The sequence below is a fragment of the Candidatus Pelagibacter sp. genome, assembly GCF_052049815.1.
Classification (GTDB): Bacteria; Pseudomonadota; Alphaproteobacteria; order Pelagibacterales; family Pelagibacteraceae; genus Pelagibacter.
The window spans coordinates 1-23,831 of record NZ_JBNGZG010000018.1 but is presented as its reverse complement, the minus strand read 5'-3'; the positions used below and the strand labels follow the sequence as shown (position 1 = coordinate 23,831).

Genomic DNA, 23,831 nt, shown 5'->3' with positions numbered 1-23,831 from the left:
CCCCCCCACCCCCACCTTCATCACACCCACACAACCGAAAAACAGATAGCAGTACGTCTCTGGGGCTCGTATATGTGTAAAAGAGACAGAAATATGGGCCTTTAAAAAATAAGAAAGCGGAAAAATTTAAAGTTTTTAAAACTGTTCTTCTTCAGTTGATCCAGACATAGCCGTTGTTGAACTCTGTCCGCTACTGATTGTATTTGAAACTGCATCAAAATATGAAGTGCCAACTTCTCTTTGATGTTTGACACTTGTATAACCATCTTTTTCTCTTGCAAATTCTTGTTGTTGAATTCTAGAGTAAGCAGTCATACCTTCTGTTTTATATTTTTCTGCAAGTTCAAAAATCGCAATATTTTGTGTATGAAATCCTGCAAGTGTAATAAATTGAAATTTATATCCCATCTTACCAATCTCTTGTTGGAAAGTTGCGATTTCTGCGTCAGACAAATGTTTCTTCCAATTAAATGAAGGAGAACAATTGTACGCTAATAGTTTTCCAGGATATTTTGCATGAATTGCATCTGCAAATTTTTTAGCTTCTTCAAGATTAGGAGTTGCTGTTTCACACCAGATTAAATCAGCATAAGGTGCATAAGCAAGTCCTCTTGATATAGCTTGATCAATACCATGTTTTACATAATAAAAACCTTCTGGAGATCTTTCACCAGTTAAGAAAGGTTTATCATTTTTATCATGATCGTTTGTAATTAATTTTGCAGCATTAGCATCTGTTCTTGCTAAAATAATTAATGGTACATCAGCAATATCAGCAGCTAACCTTGCAGCTTTTAAGTTTTTCACCATTGTTCCTGTTGGAACCAATACTTTACCACCCATGTGACCACATTTCTTTTCACTTGCTAATTGATCCTCAAAGTGAACACCAGCAGCACCTGCTTTAATAAATTTTTTAGCAAGTTCGAACACATTTAATGGTCCACCAAATCCAGCTTCACCATCCGCAATTATTGGTAACATGTAATCAACTTTATTTTCTTCTTTCATATCACCGTCTTGAATTTCCATGTGTTGAATTTGATCTGCTCTAATTAGAGCATTGTTCATAGACTCAACTAATTTTGGAGCACTATCATATGGATATAATGATTGGTCAGGATACATTTCACCAGCACTATTTGCATCTGCAGCTACCTGCCAGCCACTTAAATAAATTGCTTTAAGTCCTGCCTTTGCATGCTGAACAGCATGATTTCCAGATAAAGATCCTAGAGTATTAACATACGGCTCAGAGTTTAATAAATTCCATAATTTTTGAGACTGATGTTTACACATTGAATATTCAATTTTAATTGAACCTCTTAGTCTTTCAACTTCTTCAGGTGTATAATCTCTTTGTATACCGGCAAATCTTTTTAGATCGTATGATATATTTTCTGCACTCATTAGGGCTGTCCTATCTGTTTATTGTTTAAAAAAAATGTCTTTGAAAATTACTTAAAGGGGAGATTTCGATTACTTAGATTCTTGTTCTTTGCTAGTAAGATCGTGAATTCCACTTGAACCCCAATCGCAATGATCATCTCTCATATAAATACCTTTGCTTTGGTGATGAGTATGTTCTTCTGCTTTAACGATTTGGTTTGAATTTTCGTTATTATTTAATTTTGTGCTCATAAATAGCTTATAATTTACAAAATTTACAAATTAAAGATAAATCGTCAAAAAGTCTTGTAAACAAACAAAATATTTTGTAAAATAAAATTTACAAAGTTTACAAATAGTAAAAATGAGTCAATTTGATTTAAAAATAGGGCCAAAAATCAAGGCTTTTAGAAGACAAATGGGATTACAAGCTAACAAATTAGCTGAGGATCTAGATATTTCTCCAAGTTATCTAAATCTAATTGAAAGCGGAAAAAGAAAAATTGATGGTGATTTATTATTAAAAGTTTGTGAGATTCTAAATATTCAATTGTCCGATCTTACATCTAAAGCAGATGTTAATTTACAAAACACAGTTTCTGAAATTTTAGATGATAGTTTGTTTGAAGATTTAGATATTTTAGGACCAGAAGTAAAAGATTTAGTAAGCACAAATCCAAAAATTGGAAAAGCAATAGTTAGACTTGGAGATATTTTAAAAAAGAAAGATCATGAACTAATAAATAAAATTGAAAAGATATCTGGAAAAATTGTAGATAATAGAAAAAATTCTTTCCCAGGTGAAGTTATTTCAGATTTTATTCAAGACAATAAAAATTATTTTCCAAAATTAGAAGAATTTGCAAACAAAGTTTTTGCTAAAGTTCAAAAAAATAATAGAACTAGATATATTGCATTATGTGATTATTTGAAAAAAGAATATTCAATCACAGTTAAAGATGTAATCCCAACAGAAGACAAACCTTTTTCTAAAATTTACTTAAAAAATAAAAAAGAATTATTATTAAGTGATTATAGTTCGTTAGAAACAAAAAAATTACATGCAGCAGCTCAGATAGCTCAAGAGGGTGCAAGTAAAGAAATTGATGAGTATCTATCTAAATTTAAATTTCCAAGTGAAGAGTCTAAAAGATTATCAAAAGTAGCATTATTAAACTATTGTGGTGCTGCAATTTTAATGCCTTACAAATTATTTCATGCAGAGTGTAAAAAACTAAAATATGACTTAGAGTTGTTACAAAATACTTTTGCAACATCATTTGAACAAGTTGCACATAGAGTTACCTGCTTACAAGATCCAAAATTACCTGGCATACCATTTCATATGTTAAGGGTTGATATGGCTGGAAATATTTCAAAAAGATTTTCATTGTCAGGAATTGAAATTCCAAGATATGGTGGAGCGTGTCCTAGATGGAATGTTTATTCTGCTTTTACAAGGCCTGGTGTAATTCAAGCTGCAGTTAGTAAAATGACGAATGGAGAAAAATATGTTTGTATTGCAAGAACAGTAGAAAAGGGTGTTGGAAGATTTGGTCAAGCAAGAAGTATTCTATCAATAGGTTTAGGCTGTGATGCCAAATATGCAAAAGATTTTGTTTATACAGAAAATGCAAATGTCAATGATAAATCAACTGAAATACCAATAGGAGTATCTTGTAGAACATGTGATAGATTAGATTGTTCTCAAAGAGCCTTTCCACCTTTACATAAAAAATTTGATGTAGATATAAATACAAGAGGTGTATCAATATACGTAAATGATAATGATTAAATTCATAATTCCAGCTGTAATAGTTTTTCTTATTGTTTTGTTTTGGGAAAAGATAAATGAATTTATCTATAAAAAATTTAACATTAAAATTAATTATATTGTCATTACTATTTTCCTTATAATCATTGGCATCATTTTAGCTCTACTTTACTTTTAAAAGTTGGCCTTTTTGTCTCTTTAAATCTCATAAATTAATACTAAATACGTTTCATGAACTTAGAACAATTAAAATATCAAACAGTTGAAACTGATGGGGTTATTACTTTTAAAAATGAAAACACTACCTTGGGCTTCATAAGATTTGATGACAAAGGGGAAGTTGAATACATCTTTGTTAATCCAATATTTCGAAAAAAAGGTTTAGCAAAAAAATTACTTAAAATTACTGAGGAAAAGCTTGGAAAGAAGCTGATTCCCCAAGAACCAATTAGTCCTCTTGGAAGAAAACTTTTTCACTTAAATTAACTGAAAAATAAGCCTTTTTTTGATTTTAATTATTAAGAAAAAGTATTTATAAAGCCACTAAAAAAAGGAGATTTATGAATAAGATTTTAAAACTATTTTTAACTGTATTAACATTTTTTATGATCCAAACATCTTTAAAAGCTGAGCAAGCTTTAATTGGAGTTGTTAATGGTATGGTTTGCATGGAATGTCAGAAAAAAGTTGAAGCTGCTTTAACTGAAAAAGCTGGAACTAAAGCAACGGTTGATGTTTCTTGGCCAGAGAATGTTGCTGTAGTAAGTTTTGAAGGCACAACTAATTTAACAGAAGCTGATTTTAAAAATGTTGTTGAAGGTGTTGGTTTTACAACTGGTAAAATTGTAAAAGTTGATGAACAAGTTATAACAGCTGCAGATGGCGTTGTTACACTTAAGAAGTTTTGATTGTTACAAAATACTAAAACTGTAGATATCGTTAAATGGATTGCTACAGTTATCCAGCTAATTGGATATGGTCTTACAGGTTTGGGTTTATATCCAATTAATGTTGGTTTTTTCGTGGTAGGAATTTTCCTTTGGTTTGCTGTAGGTGTTATGTGGAAAGATAAAGCAATTATGGTTGTTCACATAGGAGCACTGGCATCAATTGTTAGTGGGTATTTATTTAGTATCAATTAATTTGTATCTATTTCTATTTTAAACATTTAAAAATACCTAATGGATAAAAAAGAATTTGGTTTTGGAACACAAATCAGAAAATCCCCATATTTTGATGCAACTGTTAGATGGGGAGCAAAAGATTTTTCAGTATATAATCACATGTATATCCCAAGGGATTTTGGCAGTTCTGAAGAAAACTTTTGGAACTTAATTAATGATGCAATTCTATGTGATGTTGCAGTTGAGAGACAAGTAGAAATAACAGGACCAGATGCGTATAAATTTATTCAATTACTTACGCCAAGAGATCTTACAAAATTATCTATTGGACAATGTAAATATGTTTTAATTACTAATCATGAAGGTGGAATTTTAAACGACCCTGTACTTTTGAGATTAGCAGAAAATCATTTTTGGTTATCTTTAGGAGATAGTGATATTTTATTATGGGCACAAGGTGTTGCTATTAATTCAGGATTGGATGTTAAAATTTCTGAGCCTGATGTCTCTCCTTTACAGCTTCAAGGACCAAACTCAGGCAAAATAATGCAAACTTTATTTGGCGATGATATCAATGATTTAAAATATTATTGGTTAAGAGAATATAATTTAGATGGAATACCTTTGATTGTATCAAGAACTGGTTGGTCAAGTGAACTTGGATATGAAATTTATTTAAGAGATGGTTCTAAAGGCGATGATCTATGGGAAAAAATAATGACAGCTGGAAAAAATTATAATTTAAAACCAGGCCATACATCATCAATTAGAAGGATAGAGGGTGCCATGCTTTCTTATCATGCTGATGCAGACATTTATACCAATCCATTTGAAGTTGGATTAGATCGATTAGTAAGTTTTGATACTGATATAGATTATATCGGTAAAGATGCCTTAAGAAAAATTAAGGAAGAAGGAATTAAAAGAAAACAAGTTGGAATAATAATTGAATGTGAACCTCTTAAAGGACCAAACACTACTTTTTGGAAAATATTAAAAGATAATAAACAGATTGGTAAAGTTACTTCAGCCGTTTATTCACCACGATTAAAAAAAAACATTGCATTAGCTATGATTAATATAGAATATTCAGAAATTGGTACAGAATTAGATGTAAAAATTGGAGATAAGAATTTTAAATCTACTGTTGTTGAAAAACCATTTTACGACCCAAAAAAGAAAATAGCTTCAAGCTAATTAATTATTTTTTTTTACTTAATCCTAGTTTTGAACTATGTCTAAATCTCATTACTACAATTGCAATTGCTATTAATAAAATAGCTCCTGCTTCATACATTAATGATGAAGGGTCCATTTCTTTTCCCTGAAGTATAATAAATCTAGATAAGGCTGTTATTGCAATTAGTAAAGGTAAAGTAATACTAATTGATTGCTGTTCCCAAAAAACTCTTACCATTGCCAAAACTTCTAGATATAGAAACATCAATAATAGATCTGCAAGAGTAATATCTTTCAATTGATACATATTTGAAATTTCAAGAAATACTGCAATTACAGTACTTATTAAAATAATGACTAATAATCCAAGCTGTAAATTCTTAATTAAATCTTTCATTTATCTTTTTTCTTTTGGGTAAATGGCAACCATTTTTCTTCTGCTGTTTTATCAGGACCATCATATTTAATTGTATATGAATTAGTGTTGTTTAAAACCTCAATTCCCTTTGAAAATACAAATATAAAGACAATTACAAAAACAATGATCATTATCTTAAATGGATCATAATTTTTAGCTTTGAAAACACTAGCTGATTGAGCTTCAGCACGATGGAACTGTTTGAAAGTCATATAAACTGCAAATATTAAACCAATGTGAGCAATAATAAGACCTGCCCATCCAAAAGCAAAAGTTGTGTAAGAGAAAATATAAAGACTAAAAACTGTTGTCCAAATAAAACTTAAAACTAATAATATTTGTAATCTAACCGATCTTGGTAAAGATCTTAAATCATTTTTGCTATCATCAAATAAGATGTTAGCACTATCAATCATCCAGTTTTTTAATTTTTCCATAATTAGATTCTAATCATTAATTATTAAATTAATATTAAATAAATTGATTAAATATGTATAAATTACTTACATATGAGTAAAAAATTTAAAGCCATGGTACTATCTTGTATGGATCCAAGGTTTCAGCCATTAGTTTTTAATTATTTAAATAAAAAGGGTTTAAAAGGCAAATATAGCGCCTTCACTATTGCTGGTGCTGCAGTAGGGGTTACTCACAACAAATTTAAAAAATGGCATGTAGCTTTTATTGAAAATTTAGCTACATCTATAGAGCTTCATAAAATTGAAAAATTAATTGTGATTAATCATAGAGATTGTGGGGCAGCAAAAATTGCTAACGGTAAAAAAGAGTTTTCTATGGCAAATGAAAATCACATTCACAAAACTTCTTTTCAATCATTAAAAAAGATCTTAAAGAAAAAATTTCCAAAGTTAAAAGTTGATTTTAATTTGATGGGCTTAGATAAAAAAGTTCAAAAGTTTAAATAACTATTGATTTCTTATCATTGGGTAAACTTTAGGACTTAGATATTTTAAATTTGTAAGAAGTATTAATAATAATGTTACTGATCCAATTGAAAAACCAAGATAAATCAAAACCTTAAAATCAAACTGCCAGACAAGTTCAAATATTTTTTCCATTATAAATTTAGAGCCTATGACTGCAAAAAATATAGCTATCAATATTACTGACTTAAATATAATTATAAATTCAATTAATGATGAAAGCACCACCTCTTTTTTTGAAAAACCTAAAATTTTAAATACTAAGTTTTGATATTCTTTTACTTTTCCTTGTACCATGATTGCACTTGAGATCACTATAAGTCCAATTACAATTGTTACAGCAGATATCAATGTTACAGCAATAAATACCTTATTTAATACTGCAGTTACTTTATTTAAGTAATCTGCAATTTTAATCATGGATAAGCTAGGCAAAACCTCAAGCATGTTAGTTTCATCAAATTTATTTACATCATTAAATTTGGCTGTTGCTAAATACTCATGAGGAATATTGTTTGCAAATTGAGGATTAAATAACATTGCAAAATTAATACTTAGATCTCTGTAATCTACTGCTCTAAAATTAACTACTGTTCCATCAATTTCTCTTCCATAGATATTTAAAGTAAAGACATCTCCAAGTTTTACATTGAAATCTTTAGCAACTTTTGCATCTAAAGATATCTGAAGTTCATATGGTTTTGATAAATCCCACCACTCACCAGCAGTTAAAGGATTATCTTTTGGAATATCATCTTTCCATGAAGATCTTCTTTCACTACCAATTACCCAATAACTATCATTATCTGGAGTAATATAAGTACTTGGATTTATGCCATTTATTTTTGAAATTCCTGATGAAACCATTGGAACGATCTCAATTTTTGCAGTTGGGTCCATATTTAAAATACCATTTTCAAATTTCTCTTTTTCACCTTTTTGAATACCAACAAAGAAATAATCAGGTGCAATATCAGGTATAGATTTAGCTATTTCTCTTTTAAAGTTTGTTCCAACTAAAGCTAGTGTTAATAACAAAGTCACCCCTAATCCAAGAGACATGATTGTAATAGGTGTAATACTTTTTGAATGAGTAATATTTTTAATTGATACTTTTAATGAAATATTTGATTTTCCTTTTAGCTTTTTCAAAAAGAAAATGATTAATTTAGATAGTAGAAAGAAAACTATTAAGCAGACAAAAAATGCTCCAAAATATCCTAAGCTATAAGATGGTCTTTCTGAACCAACCGTAAATATCAATACCAAAATTGATAATAATACAAAACTTAAAGCAACTGATTTTTTCGAATAATAAAATTGCAAATTTTGAAATACATTTCTAAATAAATTTGAAGCTTTAACTTGGTCAATTGAGCTTATAGTTGGGATAGAAAATATAATTAAAACTAATAATCCAACTAAAAATATTTTTACAAAATTTATGATTGAGAAAATAGGTTTTACATTTAAACCCAAACCTTCTGATAAATAATGATCAACAATGGGGACTATAAAAAAACTAAATCCATAAGCAAAAACTGTTATTACAAACAACAAAATAAGTAATTGAAGATAATATAAAGTTTTAATATTTGATGAGTAAAAACCAACTGCTTTTCTAACAGCAATAGACATGTTGTTTTGATTTATAAATGAAAGAAGAGTATTTGCTATTCCAATACCAGCAATCAACATAGCACTAATTGAAACTAAAGATAAGAACTGAGAAAAATTATTAATAATTCTCTTTAATCCACTTGCAGAATTTTCTGGATAACGAAGTTTTACTTTTTCATCATCTTTAAAGATTGTCTCAATTCTTTTCTCAAGTTGATCAACATTATCTCCTTCATTAAATTTTACTTTATATTCATAGTTTAAAAAGCTTCCGATACCATTAAGTTTTAAAATTTCTAAAGTTTGCTTTCCTGCTAATGCCCAATCACCAAATGTAACAAAACCACTTACATCAGGAACTGATTTTACTATTCCAATAATTGTAAATAATTGATCTTGTACTTTTATTTTTTCATTAATTTTAAGATTTAAATTTTTTGATAAACTTTCATTAATTAAAATAGTATTTGGTTCAGTTTGCATTCTTTCATAAGCACCAACTGGCTCATATAAAACCTCACCATATAAAGGATATTTTTCATCAACTGTTTTAATTCTTGTAAATAATGATTTATTTTTTTCTCTATCAATTGTTGAGATCATTGTAGAAAACTCAATCATTTGAGAAATTGTTGCAAAATCTTTTACTTGATTAACTAATTCAAGATTTCCTTGATTACGATTGTAATCAATTTCGATATCTCCGCCTAATAAAGCCTTAGCATTATCGTTCAATTCTTTTTTTAAACTATCTTCAATTGTAAAAATTGCACTTAGAATAAATAAGCTAATAAAAAGAGTAACAATGATGCTAGATATTTTTTTATAATTTCTGCTTAAATCTTTTAAAGCATATTTAAAAATTAGATTAAACTCAGATGAATTATTTGATCTTTCCATCTTTTATTTTAATTTTTCTTTTTGCTTTATTAGCAAGTTTAGGGTCATGTGTTACCATGATTAAAGAAGAGCCTTCTTCTTTAACATATTTGAATAAAATGTCTGAGATCATTAATGAGTTTTCAGTATCTAAATTACCCGTTGGTTCATCTGCTAAAATTAACTCTGGCTTCATAGCTATTGCTCTTGCAATCGCTACTCTTTGTTGCTCCCCACCAGATAACTGGCTAGGTAGATTGTTGAATCTATGACTTAAGCCAAATCTATCTAATAATTTTTTTGCTTCTTTTTCAGGATTATCAAATTTATTTAATTCTAACGTTAAAGCTACATTTTCAACTGCTGTGTAATTAGGAATTAAATAAAATGACTGAAAAATAATACCAATATGTTTTTTTCTAATTTCGGATACTTCATCTTCATTTAATTTGGTAATATCTTGATCTTGAAAGAATATTTTACCAGATGTTGCTTTTTCAAGACCGCCAATAAGCATAATTAAACTTGTTTTCCCTGATCCACTTTCACCAACTATTGAAATTGTCTCTTTTTTCTTTGTTGTAAGATCAATATTTTTAAGCACATTAATGCTATCTTTACCTGTTTGGTATTTGAGATTTACTTTTTTTAATTTAAGAAGTGTGCTCATGAAAACATTTTTTATTTATAATTTACTGATACTTTCTTTACTGACCTTTAAGGTATCTGCAATAGAAAAAGTCATTTTATTTGGTGATAGTTTAATGGCAGGATATGGTTTGCCTAAAGAACACCATTTATCATTAGTTTTAGAAAATAATTTAAAACAACAAGGTTTTGATATTGAAATTATCAATGGGAGTGTATCTGGCAGCACATCATCAGGAGGTTTAAATAGGGCAGAGTGGAGTTTGTCAGAGCCTGGAATTGATCTTATGATTTTAGGTCTTGGTGCAAATGATATGCTTAGAGGTATTCAGCCTAATGAAACAAAACAAAATCTTGATCAAATAATTAAAATAGCAAAAGATAAAAATATTAAAGTAATTTTAGCTGGAATGATTGCCCCAACAACTCACGGTGAAACCTACAAAAATAGTTTTGATACAATTTATCCTAATTTAGCAAAAAAATATGATTTACCTTTAATTCCATTTTTACTTGATGGAATTGCTTTAAATCCAAAGTTAAATCAACAAGATGGCATTCATCCTAATAAAGATGGTACAATGATAATGAGTAAAACTTTGCAAAAAAGTATTATCAATAATATTAAATAATTATGAATGGTGCTTTATATAAAATAAAAGAAAGTAGAATTTTCCAATTTGTTGTAATTTCAATTATCATTTTAAATGCAATAACAATTGGAGTTAACACTTACGATTTAAGTGATTTATCTAAAAAATTAATAAACTATCTTGATTATTCAATTACAGTTTTCTTTGTCATAGAAATTATTATTAGATTTATTGGTGAGCCTAATAAAAAAGATTTTTTTAAAAGTGGGTGGAATATATTCGATTCAACAATTGTATTAATTTCTCTTATTCCAATCCCTAATAATTCTAGCTTTTTACTTTTAAGATTACTTAGAGTATTTAGGGTTTTAAGGATCATTTCAGTAATACCAGAACTTAAAAAAATAATTGAGGCTTTACTAAACTCTGTAAAAAGAGTGTTTTATGTTTCACTTCTTCTATTCATCATTCTCTATATATATGCAACTATTGGATCAATTTTATTTAGTGAAGATATCCCAGAACGTTGGAGTGACCTTGGGGTTTCAATGATTACTTTGTTTCAAGTTTTAACGCTTTCTAGTTGGGAACAAGTAATGTTACCTTTGCAAGATATATACTGGTGGGCTTGGATATATTTCTTTAGCTTTATTATAATATGTGGAATTACAATGTTGAACTTATTGATAGCTGTCTTAGTTGATGTTGTGATTAATCAAAAGAAATTATAATTGCTAAGCGTAACTGTTTAAAGTTACGCTTAACATTAAATATTTTAAGCTTTGTTTCCGTAATCAGTCATGTGTTTTGGAATTCTTTTATTTTTTCCGTACATGAAATGATTTTCCATATTCTCTCTGTATTTACTTGCAGGAACTTTTAATCCAACTGCTTCAGCTGTTTCTCTAATCAACATTGGATTAGCACCACAACAAACACCAAGATAATTTATCTTCATATCATAAGCATTTTTTGCAAACTGACCTATCTCATATCTATTACAGAACATTGGATCTAGTGCAGTTGGAAATGTTCTTCCATGTGGAGAAGGACATTTACAGTTATCATAATCTGGAAGATTAAAGAAAGTAGGGTGAGCATCACTTGTTCTATAAGGAATTGGAAGTGCACCTACATGACATTTAACTGCCGCTCTTACTTCTTTTAAGTATGGCATCATTGTTTCTGGTCCTCTAAAACAATTTAAACCAACAACATCGGCTCCACGTTGTTCTAATTCTTTACAAGTATCAACAACTGACATTCCATCTCTCATTTTATTTTCACCCATTGGAGAAATAGTAAGAACTGTTGGAAGTCCAGATTTTTTCATTATCTCTAAAGCTTTAAAAGCTTCTTCTGCATAATAAAAAGTTTCACCAATTAACATATCAGCGCCTTCATCAACTGCCCAACCAATCATTTCAGAAAACATTTTCTCAACTTCTAACTGAGATTGTTTATCATCTTCTTTCCAAATGTTTGAGTTTGAAATGTTTCCAGCCATTAAGTTTGGAGCCATTCCTTCAGGTGTATCCATTGCAACTTTTTTAGCAATTTTTAATGCTGATCTATTTAATGGCTCAAGTAACTCTTCTTTACCGATTACTCTCATTTTTTCTCTGTGACCATTGTAAGTAAATGCTTCCACCACATCAGAACCAGCGTGTTGAAATTCTCTATGAAGATTTTCAAGAACATGTGGATGATCTAAAGATACCATCGGCACAAATTCTCCAGAAGCCATATAACCTCTTCTTTCAATCTCAAATAAAAAACCTTCAGCACAAATGACAGGTCCTTTGTTTAAACGATCTACTAATTTATTAGACATATTCAATTATCCTTTCTTATAACTTCAGCGGCAATTTTTTGAGAATGTCGCTTTAGCGTATTTTTTTAAGCGCCAGCAATTTGATTTAAATCAGCGCTACCAGATTCTTATCAAATTCATTAAAATTTTAAAAGTTTTTTTTAATTCTTCTTTAGTTTAAGATTAATCATGAGTTCAATTTCGGTCCTTGGTATTTTTGTTGCAGATCTAGTTTTTTTTGGAGAAGAAATACCTTCAAAAGGCCAAACAATATTAGGAAATGATTACAAAATTGGACCTGGTGGAAAGGGCTCTAATCAAGCAATCACTGTCGCAAAGTTAGGGGGCAACGTTGATTTTATTACTAAAATTGGAAAAGACAATTATGGGGATATGGCTTTAAATATTTATAAAGAGGCCAATGTTAAGACCGACTCAGTATTAATTGATAACAATAATCCAACTGGTGTTGCAGGCATTATGGTTGATCAGCAAGGAAATAATGCAATTAATGTTATAGCAGGTGCTTCAGGTAAAATAACTGATCAAGATATCAACAACAATTTAGAAACAATTAAAAATTCAAAAGTATTTTTAACTCAATTAGAAATTCCACACAATGTAACTATAACTGCTTTAAAAATAGCAAAAGAGAATAATTGCATTACAATTTTGAATCCTGCTCCTGCACAAGAAATTACTGAAAGTAATTTTGAATTAATTGATTACTTTACTCCAAATGAAACAGAAGTAGAGTTTTACTCAAATCAAAAACTAAATAGTGATGATGATATTAAAGGTGCTGCAAATAAATTTTTGGATAAAGGTGTGAAAAATATAATTATTACTTTAGGAGAAAAGGGCTCTTACTTTGCAAATAATGAACAAAACTTTTTTATTAAGTCACATACTTTAAAAGAAAAAGTAATTGATACAACAGGAGCTGGTGACGTTTTTAATGGAGCATTAGCTTTTTCATTAGCAAATGATACCAATATTAAAGATGCAATAATATTTGCAAATAAAGTTGCAGGCATATCAACTACAAGATTAGGTGCGGCTAATTCAGTTCCAACTTTGAATGAAGTTGATAATTATTAAAATTAACAGATATTATTTAAATGAAACAATTATTTCTTTTATTTCTTTTATTATTTTCTTCACAGTCACTAGCTAATAATACCAATATTGCTTTTGATGTAGATATTTTGATGGATTGTAAATTTGAAAAAGTAATCATCAATAATTCAGAATATAATTATGAAACATTATTACCTGATCAAATTAAAAGAAAAGATTTAATAAACTTAAGAATTACATCAAAAAAACCTAATACTTTAAAAGTAAAAAAATTATCCAATTTTTTAAATAAAGCAGATTTAGATTTAAAAATTGTTAATAAAGACATTATTTTAATTAGAGCATTTGATACGAAAACTAACTACTCAGAGAGCGCAGTATTTACAAAAAAAACAGGTGAGTTTATTCACGAAATCACAAGAAATATTGATTTAGAGGAAAAAGAGAAGGAAAAAGATATTGCCTTTTATAAATGTGATATTAAAAATGAAAACATCTAATCATGAAAACATTACAAAAAGGATTTTCACTTGTTGAATTATTAGTTGTAGTGGCAATTATTGGTGTTCTTGCAGGTGTAGGTATTGTGGGCTACGAAAGTTACGTAGATAGTAGTCGTAAAAAGGTAGCTGAACAAAATTGGAGAACTGTAGTTAAAGCTATGGAGTTTGAACAAATCGTTGCAGAAAACTATTTAGGATCAGCAATTAAAGAAAAAGATAAAGATGGTAATTGGATTGATGAAGATGGGAATACCACTTCTAATGAAGCAGATGCTAGATTAATAACGGCCGAAACTCCATGCTTGAATTTTTTACACTCAATAAAAGAACATTTTAAAGATTTTAGAAACCCTTATTTAAAAGGAGATTTATTATTAACAAAAAAAGCAATTACAGTAGATACACAAGGTCAAACAGATCACAAAGCTGGTCAAATTCATTTAACTTGTTACAAGAATAATGGTGGATTTGGTCAAGGTTCTGGCTGCCCCATTCCAAAAGCAAGATTTCATGCAATTGTATATTTCAAAGATAAAGGAAGATGGCATTATGGTGATGGTAATTGTAATGGCGCAGCTAATAATGACGAATGTGTAAAACTAAAAACTTTTGGTGGAGCATATTTTTCTACAGGAGCAGCTGATGCACAAGCTGATTGTGGTTGGGATAGTTCTATTCATGGAAATTGGGTAGTTACAAATAATATAAATGCTGATGCTAATTATTAATTGTGAAAATTTATTTAATTTATTCTACATTTAAAAATTTGAAAAATGCAAAATCTGTATCATCCAAACTAGTTAAAAATAAGCTCGTAGCTTGCACAAATATTATTCCAACAATTTATTCAACATATGTTTGGAAAAATAAAACCTATATAGATAAAGAATGTTCAATGATTATAAAAACTTCAAAATCAAAAGTAAAAAAAGCTATAAACTTTATAAAAGATAATCATTCCTATGAATGTCCGGCTGTTACAGCCTTTCCTATATCAGATACCCACAAAGCATTTCAAAAATGGGTTATAGATCAAACAAAATAAACAGTTTAAATTTAACTTATAAATACTTACATTCATTATATGTGTGGAAGATATGTTATTACCAATCCTGTTGTTAAAACTGAAAAGCTAGTAAAATCCGCAATTCAGGTTGAAAACAGTGAAAATTATAATGCTCATCCTTATCAAAAACTTCCTGTAATAAAGAAATATAAAAATGGCAATACTTTAGAAAACTTGAAGTGGGGGATTGTTCCAAGCTGGGCTAAACAAAAAGATTTTAAAGCTTTAACAAATGCAAGACTTGAAACCATTGATGAAAAGGTTTCATTTAAAAAATTAATTCAACTTCATAGATGTGTTGCAGTTGCAGATGGATTTTATGAATGGAAAAGGGAAGAGAAAGAAAAAACTCCTTTTTATTTTATGAGAAATGACAAAAAGACAATCTTTATCGCAGGAATATATGAAAATGATGAGTTTTGTTTAATTACAGAGGAAGCAAAACCAAATGTTCAAGAAATTCATCATAGACAGCCAGTTATTTTAAATGAGACAGATGTGAATAGATATTTAAATTTAGAATTAACAGGCTCTTCTTTTTTAAAAGAATGCAACAAGCCTGATTTAGAATTTTATCAAATTTCTAAAGATGTAAATAAACCTACGAACAACAGTATTTCTTTAATTCAAAAAGTTTAATCATGGATAAAATATTCTCATTCTTTGATAGAACTTTTCTTGATCTAGGTCGTCAGTTTAAGTGGACTTACTTGCCGCCTTTAATGGTATATATGGCTGCTGGTATTTCAGGACTAACAGGTATTGTTGGAACATTTTTTGTAAAAGATTATTTAAACTTATCAGCAGCCTTTCTTGCAGGACTTGGTTTTTGGGCTGGAATTCCTTGGGCTCTTAAGATGCCATTAGGTCATTTAGTTGATCTTATCTGGAAGAAAAAAAATTATATGGTTTACTTTGGAGCATCATTAATCGCTCTAAGCTTGCTGATTATGTATGGACTAATTATTCATACAGAATACATGTCCACATATCTTAAAGTTGAAACCTGGTTTGTGATCAGTGTGATACTTGCTCCAGTTGGCTACGTTGTTCAAGATGTTGTTGCGGATGCAATGACCGTTGAAGCAGTTCCTTTAACTGATGAACAAGGAAATGATTATTCAAAAGATCAAATAAAAGTAATGCATACAACAATGCAAACACTTGGAAGATTTGCAATAATTGGTGGAACAGTATTGGTTGCTTTTACAAATGTCATTTTATTTAGAAATGTTGAAAACTTAGAACTTGATCAAAAAATAGAACTATATGGATCTGTTTATATTTACGCTTTAGTTATTCCAATTGTCTCTATCTTAGGAGTGGTTCTAGCAAATTATTTAAGAGCAAAAAAAATTAAAGAGCTAAGTTCAAAAGGATTAGACTTTAAAGAGGAAAGGGGAGAAGAAAAAACCAAAGTTAATTGGTGGATTTTAGGTGGAAGTTTAATTTTTGTTATTTTTACTTTGTCTATTGGATCTTTTAAAGTTCCCCTTGCTCAAGAAATTGTTTTCATTGGCTCTGTAGTCATCATTTTGTTTTTGATGTTTAAACTAATTAAAGAGTTGCCAGAAGAATTAAGACTAACAATTGTTGGAACAGCAGTTATTATTTTTGTATTTAGAGCAATGCCAGGACCAGGACCTGGTCTTACTTGGTTTGAAATTGATGTTTTAAAATTTAATGAGCAATTTTTTTCAGTTTTATCATTACTCGCATCAATATTAACATTGGCTGGAATTGTTTTATTAAGACCATTTATGGCAAATAATTCAATTGCAAGAATTATAGTTATTTTAAGTATTGCAGGTGCAATTTTATTTTTACCAAGTGTTGGGATGTATTATGGATTTCATAATTGGACTGCATCGTTAACGGGAGGTGTTGTTGATGCTAAATTTATTGCAATAATTAATACTGCTTTAGAGTCACCACTTGGTCAAATATCAATGATCCCATTACTTGCTTGGATTGCAAAAAATGCACCAGCTCATTTAAAAGCAACTTTCTTTGCGGTATTTGCTTCTTTTACCAATTTAGCTTTATCAGCAAGTGCATTAGGGACTAAATATTTAAATGAAATCTTTACAGTCACTCGAGAAGTCAAAGATAAAGTAACAGGTGAAATTCAAACAACAGCTGATTATTCTGAACTTGGAGTTTTGTTAATTGTTGTAACTTTATTAACGTTGATACTGCCCATCTTGTTCGTATTTATAATTAATAATAGTAAATATAAAACTACAGAATAATTTATCTCTTTTTTTTATTTCTCTTACTTTTGAAAGTGAAGTTTTTAGGTCTTTTTCTATTTTTAAATTTCTTTTTAAATTTAAAATTTTTATCCTTTTGATCACGATTATCTTTTGACTTAAATTTCTTTTTATTTTTATTTTTTTTGAATTTGCTTTTAAATTTTTTATTCTTTTTATTTGATGGGTTTTTTACTTGTTCTTTTAATTTAAAATCAGGATCAATCAATTTTTGAATAGATCTCCACATACTATAATCATGATTAGTTAAAAAAGTCATGGCAGAACCTTCTTTTCCAGCTCTTCCGGTTCTTCCAATTCTGTGAATATAATCCTCAGGAACTTGTGGAAGATCATAATTTATAACATGCTGAATTAATGGAATATCTAAACCCCGTGCAGCAACATCAGTTGCAACTAAAATTCTACTTTTGCCAGATCTAAAACCTTTAATGACACGATCTCTTTTGCTCTGTCTTAAATTTCCGTGAATAGCATCTGCTGAATGGCCATCATACTTTAATCTTTTAACAATTTTATCAGCACCATGTTTTGTTTTAACAAAGACTAATATTGAACCTGATCTTTCAACTAATTGATTAATTAATTCGTGATATTTTTTATCTGGTGTAATTTGAAATGTTTCTTGTTTTATCTTTTCAATCGGAGTTGAAACTGAACCAACAGAAACTCTTTCAGGGTTTTTTAAATATTTTTCTGAAATTTTTAAAATATCATCTGGTAATGTTGCAGAAAATAATAATGTTTGATGACTTTTTGGAATATGTCTTAAAATCAATTCTATTTGTGGAGTAAAACCCATATCCAACATTCGATCTGTTTCATCTAATACAAGATATGTGACTTTATAAAGTTTTAATGATTTTCTCTCTATATGATCATTAATTCTTCCAGGTGTTCCAACAATTATTCTCGTTCTTTTTGTGAGTTGCCTTAATTGTTTTTGCATACTCTCACCACCAATTAGGAGAGCTGAATTGATATTTATTTCTTTACTATTTAATTTTGTAACTGTTTGCATAACTTGTGATGCCAGTTCTCTTGTTGGACAAATAATTAATGACATTGCATTTTTGTCTTTGATTAATTTATTAATCATAGGAATGGTAAATGCTAAAGTTTTTCCAGTTCCTGTTTGAGCAGTTCCTAAAATATCTTTTCCCGTTAAACTCAATGGTATGGATTGACTTTGAATAGGTGTAGGAGTTTTAAAATCTGCAAATTTAAGTGAGTTCTTTAACTGACTTTCTAAAGGGAGTTCATTGAAATTATTCATATAATATTAATTGTGTGAGGTGCTTATACTGTTTATTAGTAATATCAATATTATTAATATTTGTTATAAAGCTCGAAAAAATTTAAGGAGAAATTAATGTTAAAGGTTTATTTAGCGGGTGAAATCCATACAAATTGGAGAGAAGAGATAATTGATAATTGTAAGAAACAAAATTTACAGATTGAATTTACATCACCTGTAACTGATCACCCTTCTTCAGACGATTGTGGTGTTGAAATCTTAGGACCAGAAGAGAAAAACTTTTGGAAAGATAGAAAAGGGGCCAACATTAATTCTATTAGAACCAAGAAATCTATTAATGACTGTGATGTAATCATTGTTAAATTTGGTGAAAAATATAAGCAATGGAACGCAGCATTTGATGCAGGTTACGCTGCTGCTTTAAATAAATCAATTATCGTAATTCAAAATGAAGACCATCAGCATGCTTTAAAAGAAGTTGATGCTGCTGCAGCTGCAGTTTGTTCAAATCAAGAACAAGCAGTTAGAATTTTAAAATATGTTTTAGAAGGCTCATTAAAATAAAACTATGAAATTGATAAGATTATTATTTTTACTTACTTTTATAAGTACATCTAATTTATACGCTGAAATTTATAAATTAAATTGTAAGTACACAGAATTACTTGGGAGCAATAAAAGCGTTAAAACTTCTGTTTGGTATATAAATAATGAAAAAAAGATGATTGCTCTTGCCAAAATAAATAACACTAACGTCAAATACACCTCTAATAAATGGGATGATAAAAGTTTTGGTGTTAAAGATGACGAAGTATTTATCAATCGTTCTCAAATGAAAATCAAAAATAATATTTATGGAGTAGGTGTAGCCACCAATAAAGATACTAAAGAAATTATTTTAATGGCACTTAGTGAAGAAGGTTTAGACAAAGATCCAGTTTGGATTAAAGTACAAAAAGATACTGAAAAGTTAATTAAAAGAAGCAAAGAAAAAAAAGTGAGTGAAGCAGAATATAATAAGCAAATTAAAAAAATCTATGAATTAAATGATCAAGTAGTTGCAAAATGGTCAATAGAACAAACATGTTCAAAACCTATTAATATTAAAAATAAAAAAAAAGATCCTTTTGATAAAGTTAAAGATAAGTTAAAAGAAACTTTAGATAAAATTAACTAATAATAAATAGAAATTTAAAAATATTTTACAAATAATTATGGGGTTACATTTTTCAAAAACAGAATTTTCTACTAGAAAAAATAAAGTTTTAGCAGAAATGAAAAAGCAAAATATCGATGCTCTTTTAATGTTTAGACAAGAGTCTATGTATTGGCTTACAGGTTATGATACTTTTGGTTATGTTTTTTTTCAATCTTTGGTATTAGATCAAAGTGGAAATGTCATATTATTAACAAGAGCGCCTGATCTTAGACAAGCTCAAAATACTTCAAATATAAATGATATTAGAATATGGGTTGATAAAGATGGTTCTAATCCAACCGATGACCTTAAAATAATATTAAATGAATTAAATCTTAAAGGAAAAAATATTGGTATTGAATATGAAGCTTATGGTTTAACAGGTAGGAATGCTTTTAGATTAAATAAATCTCTTGAAGATTATTGTTCGATTGAAGATAAATCAGAATTAATAACCAGATTAAGAGTTGTTAAATCTGAAGAAGAAATTCAATATGTTAAGAAAGCTGCTCATTTAGCAGACTTAGCCCTTGATGAAGCATGGAAATATGCAAAATCAGGTGTAAGTGAATCTAAAATTCTTGCAGAAATGAACAGAGTAATATTTGAGGGTGGAGGCGATTATCCTGCCAATGAATTTATAATTGGATCCGGTAAAAATGCTTTACTATGTAGATACCAAGCTGAAAAACAAATTTTAAATCAACAAGATCAACTTACTATAGAGTGGGCTGGAACTTATAGACATTATCACTCAGCAATGTTTAGAACAATTCCTATAGGTAAAGCTGATACTAAACATTTTAAGATGCATGAGGCGTGTGTTGAAGCATTAAAAAATTGTGAGAGTAAATTAAAACCAGGAAATAAAGTTGGCGAAGTATTTGATATTCATGCAAAAACTTTTGATGATCTTGGTTTTAAAAATGCAAGAATGAATGCATGTGGTTATTCTCTTGGCTCAACATTTTCCCCAAATTGGATGGATTGGCCGATGTTATACACTGGAAATCCTTACATTATAGAAAAAGGAAATATTTTTTTTATGCATATGATTTTGATGGATTCTGAAAATAATTTGGCAATGAATTTAGGTGAGACTTATGTGGTTACTGAAAAAGGTAATGAAAGGTTAGGAAAACAAAAATTAGATTTAGTCATTCTTTAACTATTTATGGAAAAAGTTATTCCGGTTTTATATATGATTGGAGTATTAATCTTAGTGCTTCCAGCTTTTCTTCAATCAAATTCTAAAATAAAGACATTTTTAAAAAATTTATCAATATGGGTGATTATCGTTATGATAATAATAACAATTATATATTTTTTTAAGATTTAGAACTTTAATTCTACAAAATATAAGATGAAAAATAAGTTAGCTATAATTTTAATTATTAATGCAATGTTTTTTGGAACATTGATGTTAACTTTTCTAAAATTAGCGCAAGACGAAGTAAATGTTTATACAGCTAGTTTTTTAAGATTTTCTTTTGGATTATTAATAATTTTACCTTATATCATCAAGACAAAATTTGATGTGTTTAGAACTGATCAATTAAAATTACATATTTATAGATCATTACTTAACCTTCCAGCAATGTTGTTATATTTTTCAACACTTGTAATGTTACCAATTGAAAAGGTAACAGCCATTTCATTTGTAGTTCCTTTAATTGTCACTGTTCTTGCAGTATTTTTTTTAGGAGAGAAAATTTATATTTATAGAACATTTGCACTCATACTTGGTTTTAGCGGAATGCTGATCATTTTAAGACCAGGATTTGTAGATATTACAATTGGTATTTATATGGCATTATTTTCGTCATTTCTTTGGGCAGTAGCAGTTGTTCTGACCAAAAAAATTTCAAAAGATGATAGTGCAATTACAATATTATCTTATCAATCAGTTTTCATGACTGTCTTTACTTTTATTCTAGTTTTATTTTTTTGGCAGACCCCAAGTTTAGAAACAATAATTTATTTATTTTTATCTGGGATTAGTGGAGTAGTTTTACACTTATCTTTGAATCAAGCTTATAAGTTAGTTGATGTAAGCATGACACAACCATATTCTTTTTTAAACTTAGTATTTGCATCAATCATCGGTTATTTTGTTTTTAGTGAAACACCTGATTTATATACTTGGATTGGGGCTAGTATAATCTTTATAGGAATATTCATTATTTCATATAGGGAAGTGAAATTAGAAAAAGATATCATTAGAAAAAGAATAGACATTAAGAACTAATCTAATTTTTAATTTAGATTAAAATATAAAAGAAATTAATATAAATATTCCAATTAGCTTCAAAGTCATACTAGTTACACCACCTTGAACTAACCAAACTGAAAATTTAATCCAAAAATTTTTCATATCAAAATAAAGTTTTTTCTACTACTTTGCAGTTGTAACTTCCATATGAACCTGAGATTCTATCAAGCGTATCAGGCTTGAAGTTACGCGGTTCACTGATTTCTTTAATTGTTTCACTTTTCCAAAAAGTAATGAATTCTTTTTTCCATTCAACAATTTCTCTCTTAACACCATCAAGAATAAGTATTTTTTTTTCATCATTAATAATAAAGCTAGTTCTTAATTTAGTAGTGCTTTCACATGACAAATAAATTTCATCTGCATAAGCATTGATCATAGAAGCAAAAAATAATATCAGAGAAATTTTTATGATTTTCATTATTTTATTTAATTAGTAAATTTCTAATATCTTTTATAATTTGTCTCATTCTTTGATCATAATCGACAGATGGACCAGACATATGCTCACCTCTTTGAGTGTAAAATAATATTGCTCTTAGATATTTAAGAGAGTCTTTGAATTTTCCTTCATTAAAATATTGATCATAAAAGTTGCTTTCATTTGAGTTGAATTCTTTTTCAATTTGATTGTCTTCATAGGCATTAAAGGTTAATGCAAAGAGATTTATTTTTTCAATTAAGCAGTCTTTTGGGTCTGGGACATCATCAATTGTTACTTCTTCATGCTTTAGTTTAAATGTTGGAAAATCAATTAACTTAAATTCAGCTATATGGGTATCTGTGCTTACGTACTCGTGCCATTCTTTTCTTCTTTGTTTTTTCATAAATTTTAAAGTCGTGAATAGTATTTATTGGTTTTAAATAAAAATAAATATAATCTTTTGTCATATGATATTTGTTAAAAATATGAATTCTGTCTCAGACCAAGATTGGACCACTAGTGAAAAGTATCCAGGTGTTAGATGGAAATTTTTAATTGATGAAGATTATAATGGCAGCAAAGGTTTATCTTGTGGTTTTGCTGAAATAGAACCAGGTGGAAATTTAACATTACATCATCATGCACCAGATGAAATTTATGTAGTAACTAATGGAAGTGGAACTTTAAACAAATCTGGAGAATTGGAAGAAATTAAAAAGGGAGATGTAGTCTACATTGCGAGTAATGCAAAACATGCTTTGCAAAATAACGGAAAAGAAGTTCTAGGCTTTTATTGGGTATTTCCAACAAACCGATTTAAAGATGTAGAATATATATCAGACGAGTAATCAATCTCTAAAGTTTATAAAATCTATCGGTAAACCAACATCAATTGCTTTAATTGCACCCATAGTCTCTTGAAGGTCGTCTTTCTTTTTTCCATCAACCCTTAACTCATCACCTTGAATTTTTATTTGAATCTTTAGTTTAAGTTTTTTGATATCAGCAATAATTTTTTTTGCATTTTCTTGACTGATACCTTCTTTTAATTCACTTATTTGTCTAATGGAGCCACCCGAAGCTCCTTCAGAATTTTTAATTTCTATAACTCTCGGATCAACTTTTCTTCTCACAAGATGTGTTTGCAATAATTCGTTAACTTGTTTTAATTTTAAATCATCAGGCGCAACTGTTGTGATATTTTTATCTTTTCTTTCAATTGTAATTTTGAGACCTTTAAAATCATAACGATTGCTAATTTCTCTTAAACAATTTCCAAGAGCATTATCAAGCTCCTGGTAATTAATTTTACTTATAACATCAAATGATGGCATAGTTTATTTTAACAAAATAATAATATTTTTTAAATATAATTA

General features: G+C 28.7%; 30 protein-coding genes. 19 read left to right on the top strand and 11 right to left on the bottom strand.

What is annotated here, in order from left to right; translation table 11 throughout:
* Positions 1 to 135 precede the first annotated feature (135 nt).
* The gene (gene aceA, locus ACTT9D_RS04630) at positions 136 to 1,410 is read right to left on the bottom strand and encodes an isocitrate lyase (RefSeq protein WP_440930646.1); all 1,275 of its coding nucleotides are present in this window, start codon (positions 1,408 to 1,410) and stop codon (positions 136 to 138) included.
* A 69-nt stretch (positions 1,411 to 1,479) separates the two neighbouring features.
* Positions 1,480 to 1,641 carry a hypothetical protein gene (locus ACTT9D_RS04625; RefSeq protein WP_440930645.1) on the bottom strand — a complete coding sequence of 54 codons (162 nt, stop codon included), beginning with the start codon at positions 1,639 to 1,641 and terminating at the stop codon, positions 1,480 to 1,482.
* 112 nt (positions 1,642 to 1,753) lie between these two features.
* Between ACTT9D_RS04625 and ACTT9D_RS04620 the strand changes: the two genes are divergently transcribed.
* The 5 genes from ACTT9D_RS04620 to ACTT9D_RS04600 all read left to right on the top strand — a co-directional run bounded on the left by ACTT9D_RS04620 (position 1,754) and on the right by ACTT9D_RS04600 (position 5,484).
* Positions 1,754 to 3,184: a helix-turn-helix domain-containing protein gene (locus ACTT9D_RS04620; protein WP_440930644.1), complete on the top strand. Its 1,431-nt coding sequence runs from the start codon at positions 1,754 to 1,756 to the stop codon at positions 3,182 to 3,184.
* Positions 3,185 to 3,394: 210 nt separating this feature from the next.
* Complete coding sequence (locus ACTT9D_RS04615; RefSeq protein ID WP_440930643.1) at positions 3,395 to 3,649, top strand: GNAT family N-acetyltransferase; 255 nt, start codon at positions 3,395 to 3,397, stop codon at positions 3,647 to 3,649.
* A gap of 74 nt (positions 3,650 to 3,723) precedes the next feature.
* On the top strand, positions 3,724 to 4,071 hold the full coding sequence (locus tag ACTT9D_RS04610) for a heavy-metal-associated domain-containing protein (RefSeq protein WP_440930642.1): 348 nt from the start codon (positions 3,724 to 3,726) through the stop codon (positions 4,069 to 4,071).
* The gene (locus ACTT9D_RS04605) at positions 4,072 to 4,305 is read left to right on the top strand and encodes a DUF6552 family protein (RefSeq protein ID WP_440930641.1); all 234 of its coding nucleotides are present in this window, start codon (positions 4,072 to 4,074) and stop codon (positions 4,303 to 4,305) included.
* 39 nt (positions 4,306 to 4,344) lie between these two features.
* Entirely contained in the window at positions 4,345 to 5,484 is a 1,140-nt protein-coding gene (locus ACTT9D_RS04600; RefSeq protein ID WP_440930640.1) for a glycine cleavage T C-terminal barrel domain-containing protein, read from the top strand.
* 4 nt (positions 5,485 to 5,488) lie between these two features.
* On the opposite strand, the gene ACTT9D_RS04595 is transcribed toward ACTT9D_RS04600, so the two are convergent.
* On the bottom strand, positions 5,489 to 5,863 hold the full coding sequence (locus ACTT9D_RS04595; protein ID WP_440930639.1) for a phosphate-starvation-inducible protein PsiE: 375 nt from the start codon (positions 5,861 to 5,863) through the stop codon (positions 5,489 to 5,491).
* Positions 5,860 to 6,321, bottom strand: coding sequence for a UbiA family prenyltransferase (locus tag ACTT9D_RS04590; protein WP_440930638.1), 462 nt, complete (start codon positions 6,319 to 6,321; stop codon positions 5,860 to 5,862). Before ACTT9D_RS04590 ends, ACTT9D_RS04595 begins: the two co-directional genes overlap by 4 nt.
* Before the next feature lie 72 nt (positions 6,322 to 6,393).
* Between ACTT9D_RS04590 and ACTT9D_RS04585 the strand changes: the two genes are divergently transcribed.
* A complete protein-coding gene (locus ACTT9D_RS04585) occupies positions 6,394 to 6,810 on the top strand; it encodes a carbonic anhydrase (RefSeq protein ID WP_440930637.1) in 417 nt (138 codons plus the stop codon).
* Here ACTT9D_RS04585 and ACTT9D_RS04580 read toward each other — a convergent pair whose 3' ends face one another.
* Together ACTT9D_RS04580 and ACTT9D_RS04575 are read right to left on the bottom strand one after the other, a co-directional pair.
* Complete coding sequence (locus ACTT9D_RS04580) at positions 6,811 to 9,348, bottom strand: ABC transporter permease (protein ID WP_440930636.1); 2,538 nt, start codon at positions 9,346 to 9,348, stop codon at positions 6,811 to 6,813.
* Positions 9,332 to 9,997, bottom strand: coding sequence for an ABC transporter ATP-binding protein (locus tag ACTT9D_RS04575; RefSeq protein ID WP_440930635.1), 666 nt, complete (start codon positions 9,995 to 9,997; stop codon positions 9,332 to 9,334). Before ACTT9D_RS04575 ends, ACTT9D_RS04580 begins: the two co-directional genes overlap by 17 nt.
* Here ACTT9D_RS04575 and ACTT9D_RS04570 point away from each other — a divergent pair.
* Both ACTT9D_RS04570 and ACTT9D_RS04565 read left to right on the top strand, forming a co-directional pair.
* Positions 9,996 to 10,607 carry an arylesterase gene (locus ACTT9D_RS04570; RefSeq protein ID WP_440930634.1) on the top strand — a complete coding sequence of 204 codons (612 nt, stop codon included), beginning with the start codon at positions 9,996 to 9,998 and terminating at the stop codon, positions 10,605 to 10,607. The genes ACTT9D_RS04575 and ACTT9D_RS04570 overlap by 2 nt on opposite strands.
* A 2-nt stretch (positions 10,608 to 10,609) precedes the next feature.
* Positions 10,610 to 11,299, top strand: coding sequence for an ion transporter (locus ACTT9D_RS04565; protein WP_440930633.1), 690 nt, complete (start codon positions 10,610 to 10,612; stop codon positions 11,297 to 11,299).
* A gap of 44 nt (positions 11,300 to 11,343) precedes the next feature.
* Here ACTT9D_RS04565 and ACTT9D_RS04560 read toward each other — a convergent pair whose 3' ends face one another.
* A complete protein-coding gene (locus ACTT9D_RS04560) occupies positions 11,344 to 12,402 on the bottom strand; it encodes a homocysteine S-methyltransferase family protein (RefSeq protein WP_440930632.1) in 1,059 nt (352 codons plus the stop codon).
* A gap of 168 nt (positions 12,403 to 12,570) precedes the next feature.
* On the opposite strand from ACTT9D_RS04560, the gene rbsK reads away from it, so the two are divergent.
* From rbsK to ACTT9D_RS04530, 6 genes are read left to right on the top strand one after another with little or no spacing between them, the layout of a single operon-like run.
* The gene (gene rbsK / locus ACTT9D_RS04555; RefSeq protein WP_440930631.1) at positions 12,571 to 13,482 is read left to right on the top strand and encodes a ribokinase; all 912 of its coding nucleotides are present in this window, start codon (positions 12,571 to 12,573) and stop codon (positions 13,480 to 13,482) included.
* 20 nt (positions 13,483 to 13,502) lie between these two features.
* On the top strand, positions 13,503 to 13,961 hold the full coding sequence (locus ACTT9D_RS04550) for a hypothetical protein (protein WP_440930630.1): 459 nt from the start codon (positions 13,503 to 13,505) through the stop codon (positions 13,959 to 13,961).
* A gap of 2 nt (positions 13,962 to 13,963) precedes the next feature.
* Positions 13,964 to 14,692: a type IV pilin protein gene (locus ACTT9D_RS04545; protein WP_440930629.1), complete on the top strand. Its 729-nt coding sequence runs from the start codon at positions 13,964 to 13,966 to the stop codon at positions 14,690 to 14,692.
* 2 nt (positions 14,693 to 14,694) lie between these two features.
* Positions 14,695 to 15,009: a divalent-cation tolerance protein CutA gene (gene cutA, locus ACTT9D_RS04540; RefSeq protein WP_440930628.1), complete on the top strand. Its 315-nt coding sequence runs from the start codon at positions 14,695 to 14,697 to the stop codon at positions 15,007 to 15,009.
* 39 nt (positions 15,010 to 15,048) lie between these two features.
* Positions 15,049 to 15,669 carry an SOS response-associated peptidase gene (locus ACTT9D_RS04535; RefSeq protein WP_014953057.1) on the top strand — a complete coding sequence of 207 codons (621 nt, stop codon included), beginning with the start codon at positions 15,049 to 15,051 and terminating at the stop codon, positions 15,667 to 15,669.
* Positions 15,670 to 15,671: 2 nt separating this feature from the next.
* Positions 15,672 to 17,282 (top strand): hypothetical protein, encoded by a 1,611-nt coding sequence (locus tag ACTT9D_RS04530; RefSeq protein WP_440930627.1) that lies wholly within the window; start codon positions 15,672 to 15,674, stop codon positions 17,280 to 17,282.
* A 1-nt stretch (position 17,283) separates the two neighbouring features.
* Here the strand turns inward: ACTT9D_RS04530 and ACTT9D_RS04525 are convergent, their stop codons facing one another.
* The gene (locus ACTT9D_RS04525; protein ID WP_440930626.1) at positions 17,284 to 18,579 is read right to left on the bottom strand and encodes a DEAD/DEAH box helicase; all 1,296 of its coding nucleotides are present in this window, start codon (positions 18,577 to 18,579) and stop codon (positions 17,284 to 17,286) included.
* Positions 18,580 to 18,675: 96 nt separating this feature from the next.
* Between ACTT9D_RS04525 and ACTT9D_RS04520 the strand changes: the two genes are divergently transcribed.
* From ACTT9D_RS04520 to ACTT9D_RS04505, 4 genes are all read left to right on the top strand, one after another.
* Complete coding sequence (locus tag ACTT9D_RS04520; protein WP_440909356.1) at positions 18,676 to 19,125, top strand: YtoQ family protein; 450 nt, start codon at positions 18,676 to 18,678, stop codon at positions 19,123 to 19,125.
* 4 nt (positions 19,126 to 19,129) lie between these two features.
* Positions 19,130 to 19,738 carry a hypothetical protein gene (locus ACTT9D_RS04515; protein WP_440930625.1) on the top strand — a complete coding sequence of 203 codons (609 nt, stop codon included), beginning with the start codon at positions 19,130 to 19,132 and terminating at the stop codon, positions 19,736 to 19,738.
* A 37-nt stretch (positions 19,739 to 19,775) separates the two neighbouring features.
* Positions 19,776 to 20,927 carry a M24 family metallopeptidase gene (locus ACTT9D_RS04510; protein WP_440930624.1) on the top strand — a complete coding sequence of 384 codons (1,152 nt, stop codon included), beginning with the start codon at positions 19,776 to 19,778 and terminating at the stop codon, positions 20,925 to 20,927.
* 195 nt (positions 20,928 to 21,122) lie between these two features.
* A complete protein-coding gene (locus tag ACTT9D_RS04505; protein WP_440930623.1) occupies positions 21,123 to 22,007 on the top strand; it encodes a DMT family transporter in 885 nt (294 codons plus the stop codon).
* A gap of 127 nt (positions 22,008 to 22,134) precedes the next feature.
* Here the strand turns inward: ACTT9D_RS04505 and ACTT9D_RS04500 are convergent, their stop codons facing one another.
* Together ACTT9D_RS04500 and ACTT9D_RS04495 are read right to left on the bottom strand one after the other, a co-directional pair.
* Entirely contained in the window at positions 22,135 to 22,452 is a 318-nt protein-coding gene (locus ACTT9D_RS04500; RefSeq protein ID WP_440930622.1) for a hypothetical protein, read from the bottom strand.
* 4 nt (positions 22,453 to 22,456) lie between these two features.
* Positions 22,457 to 22,858 carry a hypothetical protein gene (locus ACTT9D_RS04495; protein WP_440930621.1) on the bottom strand — a complete coding sequence of 134 codons (402 nt, stop codon included), beginning with the start codon at positions 22,856 to 22,858 and terminating at the stop codon, positions 22,457 to 22,459.
* Positions 22,859 to 22,922: 64 nt separating this feature from the next.
* Here ACTT9D_RS04495 and ACTT9D_RS04490 point away from each other — a divergent pair, with 64 nt between their 5' ends.
* Complete coding sequence (locus ACTT9D_RS04490; protein WP_440930620.1) at positions 22,923 to 23,303, top strand: cupin domain-containing protein; 381 nt, start codon at positions 22,923 to 22,925, stop codon at positions 23,301 to 23,303.
* Here ACTT9D_RS04490 and ACTT9D_RS04485 read toward each other — a convergent pair whose 3' ends face one another.
* A complete protein-coding gene (locus tag ACTT9D_RS04485) occupies positions 23,304 to 23,789 on the bottom strand; it encodes a YajQ family cyclic di-GMP-binding protein (RefSeq protein ID WP_440930619.1) in 486 nt (161 codons plus the stop codon).
* Between the last annotated feature and the right edge of the window lie 42 nt (positions 23,790 to 23,831).

Coding starts and splice junctions, on each gene's coding strand:
- aceA (WP_440930646.1), bottom strand. CDS start 1,410: ATGAGTGCAGAAAATATATCATACGATCTAAAAAGATTTGCCGGTATA.
- ACTT9D_RS04625 (WP_440930645.1), bottom strand. CDS start 1,641: ATGAGCACAAAATTAAATAATAACGAAAATTCAAACCAAATCGTTAAA.
- ACTT9D_RS04620 (WP_440930644.1), top strand. CDS start 1,754: ATGAGTCAATTTGATTTAAAAATAGGGCCAAAAATCAAGGCTTTTAGA.
- ACTT9D_RS04615 (WP_440930643.1), top strand. CDS start 3,395: ATGAACTTAGAACAATTAAAATATCAAACAGTTGAAACTGATGGGGTT.
- ACTT9D_RS04610 (WP_440930642.1), top strand. CDS start 3,724: ATGAATAAGATTTTAAAACTATTTTTAACTGTATTAACATTTTTTATG.
- ACTT9D_RS04600 (WP_440930640.1), top strand. CDS start 4,345: ATGGATAAAAAAGAATTTGGTTTTGGAACACAAATCAGAAAATCCCCA.
- ACTT9D_RS04595 (WP_440930639.1), bottom strand. CDS start 5,863: ATGAAAGATTTAATTAAGAATTTACAGCTTGGATTATTAGTCATTATT.
- ACTT9D_RS04590 (WP_440930638.1), bottom strand. CDS start 6,321: ATGGAAAAATTAAAAAACTGGATGATTGATAGTGCTAACATCTTATTT.
- ACTT9D_RS04585 (WP_440930637.1), top strand. CDS start 6,394: ATGAGTAAAAAATTTAAAGCCATGGTACTATCTTGTATGGATCCAAGG.
- ACTT9D_RS04580 (WP_440930636.1), bottom strand. CDS start 9,348: ATGGAAAGATCAAATAATTCATCTGAGTTTAATCTAATTTTTAAATAT.
- ACTT9D_RS04570 (WP_440930634.1), top strand. CDS start 9,996: ATGAAAACATTTTTTATTTATAATTTACTGATACTTTCTTTACTGACC.
- ACTT9D_RS04575 (WP_440930635.1), bottom strand. CDS start 9,997: ATGAGCACACTTCTTAAATTAAAAAAAGTAAATCTCAAATACCAAACA.
- ACTT9D_RS04565 (WP_440930633.1), top strand. CDS start 10,610: ATGAATGGTGCTTTATATAAAATAAAAGAAAGTAGAATTTTCCAATTT.
- ACTT9D_RS04560 (WP_440930632.1), bottom strand. CDS start 12,402: ATGTCTAATAAATTAGTAGATCGTTTAAACAAAGGACCTGTCATTTGT.
- rbsK (WP_440930631.1), top strand. CDS start 12,571: ATGAGTTCAATTTCGGTCCTTGGTATTTTTGTTGCAGATCTAGTTTTT.
- ACTT9D_RS04550 (WP_440930630.1), top strand. CDS start 13,503: ATGAAACAATTATTTCTTTTATTTCTTTTATTATTTTCTTCACAGTCA.
- ACTT9D_RS04545 (WP_440930629.1), top strand. CDS start 13,964: ATGAAAACATTACAAAAAGGATTTTCACTTGTTGAATTATTAGTTGTA.
- ACTT9D_RS04535 (WP_014953057.1), top strand. CDS start 15,049: ATGTGTGGAAGATATGTTATTACCAATCCTGTTGTTAAAACTGAAAAG.
- ACTT9D_RS04530 (WP_440930627.1), top strand. CDS start 15,672: ATGGATAAAATATTCTCATTCTTTGATAGAACTTTTCTTGATCTAGGT.
- ACTT9D_RS04525 (WP_440930626.1), bottom strand. CDS start 18,579: ATGAATAATTTCAATGAACTCCCTTTAGAAAGTCAGTTAAAGAACTCA.
- ACTT9D_RS04520 (WP_440909356.1), top strand. CDS start 18,676: ATGTTAAAGGTTTATTTAGCGGGTGAAATCCATACAAATTGGAGAGAA.
- ACTT9D_RS04515 (WP_440930625.1), top strand. CDS start 19,130: ATGAAATTGATAAGATTATTATTTTTACTTACTTTTATAAGTACATCT.
- ACTT9D_RS04510 (WP_440930624.1), top strand. CDS start 19,776: ATGGGGTTACATTTTTCAAAAACAGAATTTTCTACTAGAAAAAATAAA.
- ACTT9D_RS04505 (WP_440930623.1), top strand. CDS start 21,123: ATGAAAAATAAGTTAGCTATAATTTTAATTATTAATGCAATGTTTTTT.
- ACTT9D_RS04500 (WP_440930622.1), bottom strand. CDS start 22,452: ATGAAAATCATAAAAATTTCTCTGATATTATTTTTTGCTTCTATGATC.
- ACTT9D_RS04495 (WP_440930621.1), bottom strand. CDS start 22,858: ATGAAAAAACAAAGAAGAAAAGAATGGCACGAGTACGTAAGCACAGAT.
- ACTT9D_RS04490 (WP_440930620.1), top strand. CDS start 22,923: ATGATATTTGTTAAAAATATGAATTCTGTCTCAGACCAAGATTGGACC.
- ACTT9D_RS04485 (WP_440930619.1), bottom strand. CDS start 23,789: ATGCCATCATTTGATGTTATAAGTAAAATTAATTACCAGGAGCTTGAT.